Source organism: Nocardia brasiliensis ATCC 700358, assembly GCF_000250675.2.
GTDB classification, from domain to species: Bacteria; Actinomycetota; Actinomycetes; order Mycobacteriales; family Mycobacteriaceae; genus Nocardia; species Nocardia brasiliensis_B.
This window is the reverse complement of the sequence record NC_018681.1, coordinates 3896457-3911687: the sequence shown is the minus strand read 5'-3', so window position 1 is coordinate 3911687 and position 15231 is coordinate 3896457. Positions and strand designations below refer to the sequence as shown.

The following is a 15231-nucleotide window of genomic DNA, read 5'->3' as shown; positions in this document are numbered from 1 at the left end:
AAGGAGACGAGCCTGGCACAGCAAGCCACCTCCGCGAAACTGGCCACACTCGACGACGCGACCACCCCGACACGATCGGGGTCGTACAGCAACTGCGTGACCGAGTCACGTAGAAGGCCATCGCCGCATGAACGGATAGGGCGCGCGAAATCCAATCGGCCACCCCCACCGCCGAATACCTCACAGACCTTCCGTCCGGCTCACAGGGGATACAGCCGCTGTGAACCGTATGAGCTCTCTGCGAGCATCGACCTATCTGTCGCTTGGTCCACCCATTGCTCCCGGCGTTCGACGCGGGGGCGGGTGTTCTGTGGGGCTCGTTCAGGTTCGGTGGATGGTGGCCAGCCAGGCGGAGGCGCCGGTGGGGTGGAAGGTGGTGTGGATTCGGGTGGGGGCAATGGTCGCGATTGTCCAGTTGGTGGCGAATGCGGTGGTGAGGGCTTCCTGGCTGATGGGGTGGGGGCCGGGGTCGGGGCCGGTGTTGCTGAAGCAGAGGATGTAGAGGGTGCCGCCGGGAGTGGTCACCGAGGCGAGACTGGCGGCGTAGCGGAGTTGCTCGTCGGCGTCGCAGGTGTGGAACATTCCGCTGTCGAGCACGGTGTCGAACATGCGGCCCAGGCGGCTCAGCTCGAACGCGTCGGCCATGGCGAACTCGACGGCGAGCCCACGTGCAGCGGCCTTCCCGCGGGCGATGGCCAAAGCGGTTTCGGCCACGTCGACTCCCAGCACCGACAGTCCCAGCGCGGCGAGGTGCAGGGCGTTCTCCCCAGACCCGCAGCCGACGTCGAGTACCGCCCCGGAGAATCCGCCGGACGCGGCGACCTCAACGATCGCAGGCTGCGGGCCGCCGATATCCCAGGGCGCGGGGCCGTCGTGATACGACGCGTCCCAGGGCAGGCCGGTCATCCGCTCGTGGCTGGTCGGCGCACGACCACCGAACGGATCCTCTGCGCGGCTATCCGACACGCGCCCTCCTCGAGGCCGAAGCTCGGCCCCTCCGAGACCGATGCCGTCCCATCGTGACACGCCCCCCTGCGCCACGCGCCGTATCGCCACCACCAACCTCCTCGAACGGTGCCGAGTAGTTCCCGGCCCAGCCGTAGGTGAGCAACGCCGACCTGGTCCCACGCTTCTCGCCCTCTCGCGCACTTCAGCATCCCGCGCACCTTTCAGCGTCCCGCGCGCGTGTCGTTCGACTGACACGCGCGCGGGGTGACGAGAAGTGCGCGGCAGCGCTCAACCCAGACACCCGAGCGAAGTGATCTCGGCGGCGCAGGCGGCGCGCACGCGCCCAACCGTCCCGCACGAACTTCAGCATCCCGCGCACATCTCAGCATCCCGCGCGCGGCGGTACTTCAGCCCAGACACCCGGGCAAGGTGACCTCGGCGGCGCACGCGGCGTGCACGCGCCCAACCGTCGCACGCCGCAGCGTCCCATGCATTCCGCGGACCTCTCAGCGTCCCGCATTTCTCAGCGTCCCGCGCATCGCAGCGTCCCGCACGCGTTTCTGCGTCCCGCACGCGTGTGGTTCGACCGACACGCGCGTGGGGTGACGAGAAGTGCGCGGCAGCGCTCAGCCCAGACGCCTAGCAAGGTGATCTTGGCGGCGCAGGCGGCGTGCACGCGCCCTGCCGTCCCGCGCCGCAGCGTCCCGGCGCGTCCCGCGCACTTCTCAGCATTCCCGCGCGCACTTCAGCGTCCCGCGCGCGTGTCGTTCGACTGACACGCGCGCGGGGTGACGAGAAGTGCGCGGCGGTACTCAGCCCAGACGCCTAGCAAGGTGATCTTGGCGGCGCAGGCGGCGTGCACGCGCCCTGCCGTCCTGCGCCGCAGCGTCCCGGCGCGTCCCGCCTACCTATCAGCGTCCCGCGCACCTTTCAGCGTCCCGCGCACCTTTCAGCGTCCCGCGCACCTTTCAGCGTCCCGCGCACCTTTCAGCGTCCCGCGCGCGTGTCGTTCGACTGACACGCGCGCGGGGTGACGAGAAGTGCGCGGCAGCGCTCAACCCAGACACCCGAGCGAAGTGATCTCGGCGGGGCGGGCGGTGGTGTCGCGGGTGCGGGTGGCGGGGATGGTGTCGATGCGGTCGAGGACATGCAGACCGGCGGCGGCGATGCGGGCCCAGAAGTTCGGGTCCGGGGGGTCGGCGGCGGTGCGGGCCTGGAAGTTCGGCCCCGGGGTGTCGTCGGACTCCGCATGCGGCGATGCGGGCGGGGTTCGGGCCGGGTGCGCTGGCCGAGCCGTTCGGCGAGGTCGGGGGCGAGCCAGGCCTTGTCGGTGGAGGGGGCTCGCCGTGGAGTGGGCGGCGGGGGGAGGTGCTCGGCGCGGGGACAGTGATCGCCCAGTTCGTCGATGCCGTCGTGCGTGGCCGGGAACCTCGGGGCAGGTGGGCGGGGAAGCCTGCGAGGAACTGGCGCAGCATCCGGTGTTCGCGTGGTGGTGTCATCGGACTTCGTGTGGGCGATGGTCGACCTCTCCGAGACTGACGCTGCCCCATCGTGGCAGGCTCCCTGCGGCAGCGAGATCCCGCTTGTTCTTCGACCTTCTCGAACCGGTGTCGGAACGTTCCCGCTCCAGCCGTAGGTTGAGCGAGAACGGACTATGCGGTTGTTGTCACCGGACCGCGAATGCCTCCGGCAGCGGCACCGACGGACACGCCGCGCCGGGCGAAGGCTGGTGCTCGGTCCCTCTCGGACGATGCGTCTCGTGGTAGCACACCGGTGTGCGGCACGCGTCGGATCGCTTGCCCTATGGCCTCCTCGAACGGCGTCGGACCGTTCCTGCTCGAGCCGTAGGTTGAGCGACTGCGTGGTGGTGTCATCGGAATACGGATAGGTGATGCTCGATCCCTGTGGTACCGATGCCGTCTCGTGGTGGCTCTCCTGCGGCGCGCTGGATCGCTATCCTTCGATCTTCTCGAACGGGGTTGGGGCGTTTCCGGTCCAGCGGTATAGGTGGGCGACGGCGGATTGTTTTGGGGTGCCGTCGGATTTCGAGGTGCTCGAGGTTGCGACGTAGTAGCGGCCGTCGCCGAGGGCGATGAGACCGTAGGGTGCCGTGAATTTCCAGCCGCGCGTGCCCGACCGCTCGTCCTGTAGACCGCCTGGTGCCAGGGGCAGTACCGAGCCTTGCTCGGGTTGCGGCTGGCCGGCGAGGTCTTGGGGCTGGGGTTGAGCGGCGGCCTCGATCATGAAGAACGGGTAGTTCGGGAATTGCGGCTTCTTGCCGGGATACACGGCGAGGAACCAGTTTCCGGTGTGGCTGTCGAATTCGAGGTTCTGCACGCCGTAGGTGGTGTTGCCGGTACGGACGAAGAACTTTCCATCCGGAGCCTGCGGTCCACTGGTGTGCGGGGCGCGCTGGGTGAGCGGGCGCTCGTACGCACGCCAGTTCGTGGTGTCGTATTGCAGGAGCACCTGATAGTCGTTGTCGGTGCGACTGTTGTTGGAGTAGATCCCGTAGGCGACAGTGAGTTTCGGCGCACCATCGCGACTTCCGAACGCGGGACCGAATGCCACGCCGTCGATACCGCTGCACCCGTATCGGTGATCCGCGGTCGCGGCGACGTCACCGTCGAACTTCCCGTCACCGTTCATGTCGGCGGTGTAGTCGGCCACCACTTCCCGCAGATACACGGTGCTGACGATGCCTGTGGCTTCGGCGTCCATGTTCTGCCGGGTGATCCGGTCGACGTCGATGATCGCGATATAGAACGCGGAAGCGGCCTTGTATTCGAGGGAACCGTAGACCCGGCCGTCCCGTTCGTCGAACGCCAGATCGCCGAGATGGCCGGTGAATCCTGTCACGGTGCCGATCACCGCGCCGTTCAGATCTGTTTTCACCAGCAGATCGGTGAACGAGAAGTACATGAAGCCCTTGCGGGTATCAATCGCGATGCCTTGCACATGACCGGATTTCCAAGTCCCGCCGGATATTTCGGTGGGCAGATCCGCGTCGGCGTGCGCTGCCGGCAGCGCGGGCAGCGAAATGGCGAGCAACAGCAGGAACCCGAGACGCAATACGTTTGCCCACACCGCACAACCTCCGTAGCCGGACGACGTCGAGAGCACGCACGCTACGGACGCGAACCAACGGCGAATCGACCGCGGAGAGAACAGCATCCGACAGGTGTATGTGGGAAGGGTCGGAAAACGACGAAAGCCCCCAGCGATGCTGGGGGCTTTCGTGAAGGATGTTCCGGCGGTGTCCTACTCTCCCACACCCTGTCGAGTGCAGTACCATCGGCGCTGGCAGGCTTAGCTTCCGGGTTCGGAATGGGACCGGGCGTTTCCCTGCCGCTATGGCCGCCGTAACTCTATGAAACTATCCACATACCCATGTTCACTGAGAACGAAGAGGTTCTCAGGGGGCTACGCCCCCTGAAACCCCCGGACTCCGAAGAGGGAAACCCCCGAACAGGGGACCTCACACTCTCGTGGAACGCAGGTATCTGTGTGTTGTTTCAGATACTGCACAGTGGACGCGTAGCTTCTTTGTTGGTAAGTCCTCGGCCGATTAGTACCAGTCACCTACACCCGTTACCGAGCTTCCAGTTCTGGCCTATCAACCCCATGGTCTGTGGGGGGCCTTAACCCTTCAAGAGGGTGAGAAACCTCATCTTGGAACAGGCTTCCCGCTTAGATGCTTTCAGCGGTTATCCCTTCCGAACGTAGCTAACCAGCGGTGCTCCTGGCGGAACAACTGGCACACCAGAGGTTCGTCCGTCCCGGTCCTCTCGTACTAGGGACAGCCTTCCTCAAGTTTCTGACGCGCGCGGCGGATAGAGACCGAACTGTCTCACGACGTTCTAAACCCAGCTCGCGTGCCGCTTTAATGGGCGAACAGCCCAACCCTTGGGACCTACTCCAGCCCCAGGATGCGACGAGCCGACATCGAGGTGCCAAACCATCCCGTCGATATGGACTCTTGGGGAAGATCAGCCTGTTATCCCCGGGGTACCTTTTATCCGTTGAGCGACACCGCTTCCACTTGCCGGTGCCGGATCACTAGTCCCGACTTTCGTCCCTGCTCGAGCTGTCGCTCTCACAGTCAAGCTCCCTTGTGCACTTGCACTCGACACCTGATTGCCAACCAGGCTGAGGGAACCTTTGGGCGCCTCCGTTACATTTTAGGAGGCAACCGCCCCAGTTAAACTACCCACCAGGCACTGTCCCTGAACCAGATCATGGTCCGAGGTTAGAAGTCCAATACGATCAGAGTGGTATTTCAACGATGACTCCCTCGACACTGGCGTGCCGATTTCACAGTCTCCCACCTATCCTACACAAACCGTACCGAACACCAATACCAAGCTATAGTGAAGGTCCCGGGGTCTTTTCGTCCTGCCGCGCGTAACGAGCATCTTTACTCGTAATGCAATTTCGCCGAGTCTGTGGTTGAGACAGCAGAGAAGTCGTTACGCCATTCGTGCAGGTCGGAACTTACCCGACAAGGAATTTCGCTACCTTAGGATGGTTATAGTTACCACCGCCGTTTACCGGGGCTTAAATTCTCAGCTTCGCAACCCGAAGATCGCTAACCGGTCCTCTTAACCTTCCGGCACCGGGCAGGCGTCAGTCCGTATACATCGTCTTACGACTTCGCACGGACCTGTGTTTTTAGTAAACAGTCGCTTCTCTCTGGTCTCTGCGACCCAACCCAGCTCAGGCAGCACGTGCCATCACCAGACCGGGTCCCCCTTCTCCCGAAGTTACGGGGGCATTTTGCCGAGTTCCTTAACCACAGTTCTCTCGATCGCCTTAGTATTCTCTACCTGACCACCTGTGTCGGTTTGGGGTACGGGCCGTGTACCAACTCACTAGAGGCTTTTCTCGGCAGCATAGGATCACTGAATTCGCCTCAATCGGCTACGCATCACCTCTCAGGCGCATGAGACGCGGATTTGCCTACGTCTCGCCCTACAGGCTTACACCAGTACAACCACTGACTGGCCCAGCTACCTTCCTGCGTCACCCCATCGCTTGACTACTACAGCCAGGGTCCCATGCAGCCCCCTCCAGCTTCCCGAAGGAAGTCTTTTGGGTTTTGGATGGTTAGCACAACTGATTCGCCATTGGGCGCGGATACACGGGTACGGGAATATCAACCCGTTGTCCATCGACTACGCCTGTCGGCCTCGCCTTAGGTCCCGACTCACCCTGGGCGGATTAACCTGGCCCAGGAACCCTTGGTCATTCGGCGGACGAGTTTCTCACTCGTCTTTCGCTACTCATGCCTGCATTCTCACTCGCACAGCCTCCACAACTGGATCACTCCGCTGCTTCCATGGCTGCACGACGCTCCCCTACCCATCCACACCACTGCACCACCCTCCGTAGAAGATGGCGGATGTATTGTGTGAATGCCGCGGCTTCGGCGGTGTACTTGAGCCCCGCTACATTGTCGGCGCAGGATCACTTGACCAGTGAGCTATTACGCACTCTTTCAAGGGTGGCTGCTTCTAAGCCAACCTCCTGGTTGTCTTCGCGACCCCACATCCTTTTCCACTTAGTACACGCTTAGGGGCCTTAGCCGGCGATCTGGGCTGTTTCCCTCTCGACTACGAAGCTTATCCCCCGCAGTCTCACTGCCACGCTCTCACACACCGGCATTCGGAGTTTGGCTGATTTCGGTAAGCTTGTAGGCCCCCTAGACCATCCAGTAGCTCTACCTCCGGCGTGAAACACGTGACGCTGCACCTAAATGCATTTCGGGGAGAACCAGCTATCACGGAGTTTGATTGGCCTTTCACCCCTACCCACAGCTCATCCCCTCAGTTTTCAACCTAAGTGGGTTCGGGCCTCCACGACGTCTTACCGTCGCTTCACCCTGGCCATGGGTAGATCACTCCGCTTCGGGTCTAGAACATGCGACTCAAAACGCCCTATTCGGACTCGCTTTCGCTACGGCTACCCCACACGGGTTAACCTCGCCACATGCCACTAACTCGCAGGCTCATTCTTCAAAAGGCACGCCATCACCCACAGTGACAAGTCACTCGCAGGCCCTGACGGATTGTAAGCGCACGGTTTCAGGTACTATTTCACTCCCCTCCCGGGGTACTTTTCACCTTTCCCTCACGGTACTAGTCCGCTATCGGTCACCAGGGAGTATTCAGGCTTACCGGGTGGTCCCGGCAGATTCACAGCAGATTTCACGGGCCCGCTGCTACTCGGGTATCTTCCACGCAAGCCGTTGAGTTTTCGTCTACGGGACTCTCACCCTCTACGACAGGCCGTTCCAGACCACTTCGACTAACCCAACGGTTTCTGACTCACGCCCAATCCGGCAGAATTGAGAAGAAAGACCCCACAACACCGTCCAGACAACCCCTGCCGGGTATCACATCTGAACGGTTTAGCCTCTTCCGCTTTCGCTCGCCACTACTCACGGAATCACTATTGTTTTCTCTTCCTGTGGGTACTGAGATGTTTCACTTCCCCACGTTCCCTCCACACACCCTATATATTCAGATGCGGGTAACACGACATCACTCGTGCTGGGTTTCCCCATTCGGAAATCCTCGGATCTCAGCTCGGTTGACAGCTCCCCGAGGCTTATCGCAGCCTCCTACGTCCTTCATCGGCTCCTGGTGCCAAGGCATCCACCGTACGCTCTTAAACACTTACTAACAAAGATGCTCGCGTCCACTGTGCAGTTCTCAAACAACACACAAAACTCAGCCCACCTGCAGCACCAGCCGAGGAACCCTCGCGGTATGACTGCGGACCAAGTCCTGTCGTTATCTTGCCTGGAAAGAACGTCTGTTCTTTCAGGACCCAATAGTGTGTCGGTATATCACCGCGGACCGAAGACATGGCTCCGATCACGATGCGATGAGCTTGTCAGCGTTCCACCCATGAGCTCCGCCGGACCACATATGAGTCCGAAACGGCTCTGCCAGAAGCAATCTCGACTCTTCGAGACACTCACTGGAGATGCTCCTTAGAAAGGAGGTGATCCAGCCGCACCTTCCGGTACGGCTACCTTGTTACGACTTCGTCCCAATCGCCAATCCCACCTTCGACGGCTCCCTCCCACAAGGGGTTAGGCCACCGGCTTCGGGTGTTACCGACTTTCATGACGTGACGGGCGGTGTGTACAAGGCCCGGGAACGTATTCACCGCAGCGTTGCTGATCTGCGATTACTAGCGACTCCAACTTCACGGGGTCGAGTTGCAGACCCCGATCCGAACTGAGACCGGCTTTAAGGGATTCGCTCCACCTCACGGTATCGCAGCCCTCTGTACCGGCCATTGTAGCATGTGTGAAGCCCTGGACATAAGGGGCATGATGACTTGACGTCGTCCCCACCTTCCTCCGAGTTGACCCCGGCAGTCTCCTGCGAGTCCCCGGCATAATCCGCTGGCAACACAGGACAAGGGTTGCGCTCGTTGCGGGACTTAACCCAACATCTCACGACACGAGCTGACGACAGCCATGCACCACCTGTACACCGACCACAAGGGGGCCTACATCTCTGCAGGTTTCCGGTGTATGTCAAACCCAGGTAAGGTTCTTCGCGTTGCATCGAATTAATCCACATGCTCCGCCGCTTGTGCGGGCCCCCGTCAATTCCTTTGAGTTTTAGCCTTGCGGCCGTACTCCCCAGGCGGGGTACTTAATGCGTTAGCTACGGCACGGATCCCGTGGAAGGAAACCCACACCTAGTACCCACCGTTTACGGCGTGGACTACCAGGGTATCTAATCCTGTTCGCTACCCACGCTTTCGCTTCTCAGCGTCAGTTACTTCCCAGAGACCCGCCTTCGCCACCGGTGTTCCTCCTGATATCTGCGCATTTCACCGCTACACCAGGAATTCCAGTCTCCCCTGAAGTACTCAAGTCTGCCCGTATCGCCCGCAAGCTTGGGGTTGAGCCCCAAGTTTTCACGGACGACGCGACAAACCGCCTACAAGCTCTTTACGCCCAGTAATTCCGGACAACGCTCGCACCCTACGTATTACCGCGGCTGCTGGCACGTAGTTGGCCGGTGCTTCTTCTACAGGTACCGTCACTTGCGCTTCGTCCCTGTCGAAAGAGGTTTACAACCCGAAGGCCGTCATCCCTCACGCGGCGTCGCTGCATCAGGCTTCCGCCCATTGTGCAATATTCCCCACTGCTGCCTCCCGTAGGAGTCTGGGCCGTGTCTCAGTCCCAGTGTGGCCGGTCACCCTCTCAGGTCGGCTACCCGTCGTCGCCTTGGTGGGCCGTTACCCCGCCAACAAGCTGATAGGCCGCGGGCCCATCTCGCACCGATAAATCTTTCCACCCAACAGCATGCACTGAAAGGTCATATCCGGTATTAGACCCAGTTTCCCAGGCTTATCCCGAAGTGCGAGGCAGATCACCCACGTGTTACTCACCCGTTCGCCGCTCGTGTACCCCGAAGGGCCTTACCGCTCGACTTGCATGTGTTAAGCACGCCGCCAGCGTTCGTCCTGAGCCAGGATCAAACTCTCCGTTGAAGACTCTCAACCAACCCCCAAAAGGGGTCAATCAGAAGTATCGAAACTAGAGTCCGAAAACCCAGCAAAACAAAACGCCAGCAAAAAGATTTGCTGACTAAATGTCCAACCTCACCCAGACGGGGGTCCAGAGAGGCCGGAACCAATAAATAATTGGCACTGACATTCATCGACACACTATTGAGTTCTCAAAGAACACACGCACACACCATCGCCCGGGCTTCAACCCGCTTGATCAGTGAGGCAACTTATCCAGCTTAGCTCAGCCGCTCCCCCGAATCCAAATCAGGGTCTCGATCAAGCTAGTGTGAGCGTCAGGCGCTCCTCGTACTACCTCGTTTCCCAGGCCCTCCGCTCAGCGTCTCCGCTTGCTTCTCGGCTCCGGGTCGGTGTCCGTGTCGCTCTGACTCGAACTAAGTTACGCGCCGGAGAACGCCACGTCAAATCGCCTGCGCAGCCCGAGAATTCGCAGGTCAAGGGGCCTGGCATCGGCCCCTTTCCCAGACGAATCACACGAATGTGACTCAGGCCACCGCGAAGTTCTCGAAACCGGGCATCCGGTCCTAGTTCTCCAGCGCGTGCTCGGCGCCGCGGTGCAGCGGCACCGGGTCCGTCGCGCGGGCGGTGTCCCGGACGATCCCCTTTGCCGCGGAGTTCGCCTGTTCCAGCTGGGGCTTGCGCTCGAAAAGGGTTTTGGTGAGCACACAGGCCACATCGGCGTCGAGGTTGTCGCGGACGAGCAGCACATTCGGCACGACGATCGCGGGCACGTCTTCTGCCAGTCCATAGGCCGCCGCGGGGATGGTGCCCAATTCGTACGCGGGGCTGAGCACGCGCATGCCGACCATCTGGTCGGAGGTGTCGAGGAAGCGGAACTCGCCCCTATTCGATTTGAACAGCTCGCTGAGGCCCGGGGTCGGCAGACCGCCGACGAAGAACAGTGCGTCCAAGGAACCGTCCTTCATCCCGGCGACGGCCTTACCGAGGTCCAGCCGATTCACCGCGATATCGCTGTCCGGGTTGAGCCCGCCGGCCCGCAGCACACGACGCGCCACCACTTCGGTGCCCGAGGTGGGCGAGCCGGTGGATACGCGTTTACCGCGCAGGTCGGCGATCGTGGTGATGTCGGAGTCCGCGCGCACCACGACCTCCACGTAGCTCGGGTAGAGCCGGGACAGTGCTTGCACCGGCTGCTTGTTCCCGTCGAAGGTGCCGATGCCGAGCACCGCGTCGGCCGCGGTGTCGGCTTGGGCGAAGGCCACCTGATACTTGCCCGCCACGAGCTGCTGGATGTTCTGCACCGAGGCGAGGGTTTCCGCGGCGGTGGCCGTCACCTTCCCGTTGGTCGCCAGGGAGATCTGATCGGCGAGCGCGGTGCCGAGTGCGGAGAAGACGCCCGTCGCGTTGCCGGTGGCGATGCCGAGCTCGGTCGATTGCCGCACCTGACAGGTGACCGGGCCGCCGGCGTCGGTCGGCACTTTTCCGGCGCCGTCGCCGCATCCGGTGAGCAGACCCGCCGATAGCGAGCCGACCGCGAAAACTACGACCACTCTTCGCATCTCATCCTCTCTCGACGAACGGAGCGACCCTGCTCCGCCGCAGAACGAGACGATATCAACGCGGCGCGGCACGCAGGCAGCTAACGGCACAGCTATCCGCCGGCGGCTACTTCATGAACGCGTGTTCGGCGCCGCGATGCAGAACGACCGGCGCGGTGTTGGTGGCCGCGTCACGGGAGATGCTCTTCGCCGCGGAGTTTGCCTGCTCCAGTTGCGGTTTGCGATCGAACAGCGTTTTCGCGAGGACGCACGCCAGGTCCGCGTCGAGATCGTCCCGAACAAGCAGGACATTCGGCACGACAATGGTTTTCGCGTCGGCGGGCAGCCCGTAGGTCGCGGCGGGGATGGTGCCTTCCTCGTAGACCGGGCTCAGGTTGCGCATGGCCGAGAGCTGCGGGGTGATGTCGAGGAAGCGGACTTTGTCCTTGGCGGAGGTGAACAGGTCGGTGATGCCGGGGGTGGGGAGTCCGCCGGAGAAGAACATGGCGTCGATGGTGCCGTCCTTCATGCCGTCGACCGTTTTGGTGAGATCCAGACGCTGGGCCGAGATGTCGCTGTCCGCGTTCAGGCCCGCGGCCTGCAGCACCCGCTGCGCGATCACCTCGGTGCCCGACTTGGGCGAGCCGGTGGAGACCCGTTTGCCGCGCAGGTCGGCGACGGAGTTGATGCCCGCGTCGGCCCGCACCACCACCTGGGTGTAGTTCGGGTAGAGCCGCGAAAGCGCCTGCACCGGTTGCTTCTTCCCGTCGAAGCTGCCGGCGCCGGTCACCGCGTCGGCCGCGGTGTCGGCGAGCGAGAACGCGACCTGATAGGTGCCCGCGACCAACTGCTGGATGTTCTGCACGGACGCACCGGTTTCCGCGGCGGTCGCCTTCACCTTGCCGTCGGTGGCCTGCGAGATCTGGTCGGCGTAGGCATTGCCGAGCGCGAAGTACACGCCGGTCGCGTTGCCGGTCGCGATGCCCACCCGGGTCTCCTGCTTCACCTCGCAGGTGATCGGGGCGCCCGCGTCGTGGTGTGGTGCGTCGCGACGGCCGCCGCAGCCGGCGAGCAGTCCGGCCGACACCACGGTGACGGCGAAAACTATGGCGACTCTTCTCATGTCGTTCTCCTTCGAGTGAGCAACGTGACCCCGATGGCCGCGATCAGCGCGACCAGTCCGGCGATGAGGGCGCCGGTTTCCAGATACAGCAGCAGCAGGCCGCCGACCGCGGCGAGTGCACGGGCGATCGGCCCGGCCGGGCCGATGCCGAGGATCCAACCGCCGGTGGCGACGGACAGCGCGGCGACACCGAGGCAGGCGACGAGGGTGGCCCAGATGATGCCGAGCACCGGTCCGCGACCGAGCAGATATTCGCCCGGTTCGGTCAGCACGAACACGACCGGCACCAGGAACGCCGGTAGCGCGTACTTCAGCGCCTGCCACATGGTCGGCACGGTGCGCGCGCCCGTGACCGCGGCCGCGCCGACGGCGGCGAGCGCGGTCGGCGGCGTCACTTCGGACAGCACCGAGTAGTAGAAGACGAACATGGCCGCCGCGGGCGCGGGCACGTCGAGCGCGAGCAGGGCGGGGCCGATGATGACCCAGCCGATGATGAACGACGCGGTGACCGGCACCGCGAGGCCGAGCAGCGCCAGCGCGATCGCCGCGAGCACGACGGTGCAGGCCAGCACCACGGTGTGGTTGTCGGACAACGATTTCGCGAGCCGCACGAGCAGCGCGGCCAGCTGCGAACCGAGGCCGGTTTTGGTGGTCATCGCGGTGATCACGCCCGCGGAGGCGCACACCGCGACCACCGGCAGCGCCGCCCGCACACCGCTGCCGATCGCCTGGAAGACGTGGCGTGGTGAGCGCGCCAGCGCTCGGGTGCGCTTGTCGAGGAAGGCGAGCACGAAAGCGAGTGCGGTGGCGTACACGACCGCGCGCGTGGCGCTGACGCCGATCAGCAGCAGCACGACGATCGCGATCAGCGACAGGAAGTGGTATCCGAAGCGCAGCAGCAGCCGCCCGGCGGAGACGCCGTCGAACTCCACGCCGGTGGTGCCGAGCCGGCGGGCGTCGATCTCCACGGCGAGCAGGATGCCGAGGTAGTAGAGCACCGTGGGGATCAGCGCCCAGCCGAGCACCGTCACGTACGACACCTCGAGGTACTCCGCGACGATGAACGCGGCGACACCCAGGGTGGGCGGCGACAGGATCGCTCCGACACCGGCCGCGGCGAGCATGCCGCCCGCCTGTTCCGGCGGGTATCCGGCCCGCCGCAGGATCGGCCAGGTCACCGCGCCGATGGTCACCGCGGTGGCGGTGCCCGAGCCCGAGACGGTGCCGAGCAGGAAGCCCGAGGCGACCGCGGTGCGTCCGGCGGCGCCGCGGGAACGGCGGAACGCCGCCACCGACAGATCTACGAAGAACTGTGCCGCGCCGGAGAATTCGAGCACCGCGCCGTACAGCGTGAACAGCACGATGTAGGTGGCCGCGACGTCGAGCGGGGTGCCGTAGAACCCGCTGCCGGAGTTGTACAGCGCGTCGACGATCTGCCCGAAGTCCAGCCCCGCGTGCGCGACACTCCAGCCTTGCGGCAGGTAGCCGCCGTAGTACCCGTAGGCGAGGAACACCACGCACACCGCGACGAGCACCCAGCCGGTGGTCCGCCGGCACGCCTCGAGCACCAGCACGAGCAGCACCGCGCCCATCCCGACGTCGACGGGATCGAGCAGGCCTTGCCGGTCGAGGAAGGAGTTGTAGCCACCGCCGCCGGAGCCGATCGTCCACGGCAGCACGGGATACAGCGCTACGAACACCGCGAGCACGGCCAGCGACCAGTCGGCGATGCCGGGACCGCCGTCCCGATCCAGGAAGCGCAGCCCGGATCGATAGGAGAGGAACACCAGCGGCAAGGTCGCCGCCAGGAAGATCACCAGGTAGTACTGGCTGCCCTGTGGCAGCGGCCGGAACACCTGCCACACCACCAGCAGCGCGACCGCGAACGCGGTCACCGCGACCACCCGCTCGGCCCAGCCGGTCAGTTCCCGGGCGGGCCGTTCCTCGTCGTCGACTTCCAGCAGGGACGACCGATCTTCCACGGACGCCTCGGTCGCCAGCTCATCGGGGCCCGTCTTCGGCATGGCGGAACGATAGCAACGCACGACCGTCCGCATGTCCGAATCGAAAGCAAGGGAATTGGTCGCTTTTCAGTTATTCCCGGCCGCGCGAGCGAGTTTCGCGCCGAGGTCGCGCAACAGCTCCCGCATCTCGGGCGGCTCACACACCTCGAAGTCCAGGCCGAGGTGGGCGATCCGCAACGCGGTCCACTCCAGCGAGTCGGCGGCGGTGCGGATCAGGCAGGTCCGCGCGTCGATCGGTTCGACCTCGTCGGGCCGCACCCGGAAGGTCTCGGCCAGCTCGGCCGCGCCCGCATGGACGAGCAGGACGACCCGGCGCACCGGACGCGAGCGGGCGAGCTGCTCGGTGACGAACGCCGCAGGATCTGTGGCGGGCAATTCCCTTGGCATACAGCGCATTCCGGTACGGAACGGTGCATCGATCCGATCGATGCGAAAGGTGCGCCAATCCTCCCGCTCGATATCCCAGGCGACCAGATACCAGCGCCGCCCGGCGGAGACGAGGCTGTGTGGCTCGGCGAATCGCTTGCTCTCCTGCTCGGCTTTGTCTCGATAGCGGAACCGGATCCGCTCGCCGTCCCGGGCCGCACCGGCCAGGACGACCAGCGTCTCCGGATCCACCCGCGGTCCGGCGGCCGGACCGCCGAGCGACACGGTGGCGGTGTCGATCGCATCGACGCGGCCGCGCAGCCGCGAGGGCAGCACCTGCTGGAGTTTCACCAGGGCGCGCGCGGCCGATTCCTCGATGCCCGCGACCGAGCCCTGCGCGGCGCTGCGCAGCCCCAGGGTGATGGCGACGGCTTCGTCGTCGTCGAGCAGCAGCGGGGGCAGCGCGGTGCCCGCTTCCAGTCGGTAGCCGCCGATCGAGCCGAGGCTCGCGGACACCGGATAGTCCAGGTCACGCAGCCGCTCGATATCGCGGCGCACCGTGCGCACGGTGATGCCGAGCCGCTCGGCCAGTTCGGGCCCGGTCCATTCGCGGCGGGTCTGCAGCAGGGACAGCAGCTGGAGTAGTCGCGCGGCGGCGTCGGTCATAGTTCGAGTATTCCCCGCAATGAGGACCGGAACCGTCCGCATTGCG

6 protein-coding genes and 3 rRNA genes are annotated in these 15231 nt (G+C 63.9%); all 9 read right to left on the bottom strand.

Annotated elements, in window-relative coordinates:
- Positions 1 to 321: 321 nt before the first annotated feature.
- Complete coding sequence (locus tag O3I_RS17655; RefSeq protein ID WP_041562678.1) at positions 322 to 906, bottom strand: class I SAM-dependent methyltransferase; 585 nt, start codon at positions 904 to 906, stop codon at positions 322 to 324.
- 1995 nt (positions 907 to 2901) lie between these two features.
- Entirely contained in the window at positions 2902 to 4035 is a 1134-nt protein-coding gene (locus O3I_RS17650) for a hypothetical protein (protein WP_141692278.1), read from the bottom strand.
- Positions 4036 to 4196: 161 nt separating this feature from the next.
- Positions 4197 to 4313 (bottom strand): 5S ribosomal RNA (gene rrf, locus O3I_RS17645).
- 183 nt (positions 4314 to 4496) lie between these two features.
- Positions 4497 to 7631, bottom strand: a 23S ribosomal RNA gene (locus O3I_RS17640).
- A gap of 318 nt (positions 7632 to 7949) precedes the next feature.
- Positions 7950 to 9468: ribosomal RNA gene (locus O3I_RS17635) — 16S ribosomal RNA — on the bottom strand.
- The 16S, 23S and 5S rRNA genes sit together here, the layout of an rRNA operon.
- A gap of 563 nt (positions 9469 to 10031) precedes the next feature.
- Positions 10032 to 11027 (bottom strand): TAXI family TRAP transporter solute-binding subunit, encoded by a 996-nt coding sequence (locus O3I_RS17630; RefSeq protein ID WP_041562677.1) that lies wholly within the window; start codon positions 11025 to 11027, stop codon positions 10032 to 10034.
- 106 nt (positions 11028 to 11133) lie between these two features.
- Positions 11134 to 12129 (bottom strand): TAXI family TRAP transporter solute-binding subunit, encoded by a 996-nt coding sequence (locus O3I_RS17625; protein WP_014984307.1) that lies wholly within the window; start codon positions 12127 to 12129, stop codon positions 11134 to 11136.
- Positions 12126 to 14153: a TRAP transporter permease gene (locus O3I_RS17620; RefSeq protein WP_041563951.1), complete on the bottom strand. Its 2028-nt coding sequence runs from the start codon at positions 14151 to 14153 to the stop codon at positions 12126 to 12128. Before O3I_RS17620 ends, O3I_RS17625 begins: the two co-directional genes overlap by 4 nt.
- Positions 14154 to 14219: 66 nt before the next feature.
- Positions 14220 to 15185 (bottom strand): helix-turn-helix transcriptional regulator, encoded by a 966-nt coding sequence (locus tag O3I_RS17615; RefSeq protein WP_014984305.1) that lies wholly within the window; start codon positions 15183 to 15185, stop codon positions 14220 to 14222.
- Between the last annotated feature and the right edge of the window lie 46 nt (positions 15186 to 15231).

Coding starts and splice junctions, on each gene's coding strand:
- O3I_RS17655 (WP_041562678.1), bottom strand. CDS start 906: ATGACCGGCCTGCCCTGGGACGCGTCGTATCACGACGGCCCCGCGCCC.
- O3I_RS17630 (WP_041562677.1), bottom strand. CDS start 11,027: ATGCGAAGAGTGGTCGTAGTTTTCGCGGTCGGCTCGCTATCGGCGGGT.
- O3I_RS17625 (WP_014984307.1), bottom strand. CDS start 12,129: ATGAGAAGAGTCGCCATAGTTTTCGCCGTCACCGTGGTGTCGGCCGGA.
- O3I_RS17620 (WP_041563951.1), bottom strand. CDS start 14,153: ATGCCGAAGACGGGCCCCGATGAGCTGGCGACCGAGGCGTCCGTGGAA.
- O3I_RS17615 (WP_014984305.1), bottom strand. CDS start 15,185: ATGACCGACGCCGCCGCGCGACTACTCCAGCTGCTGTCCCTGCTGCAG.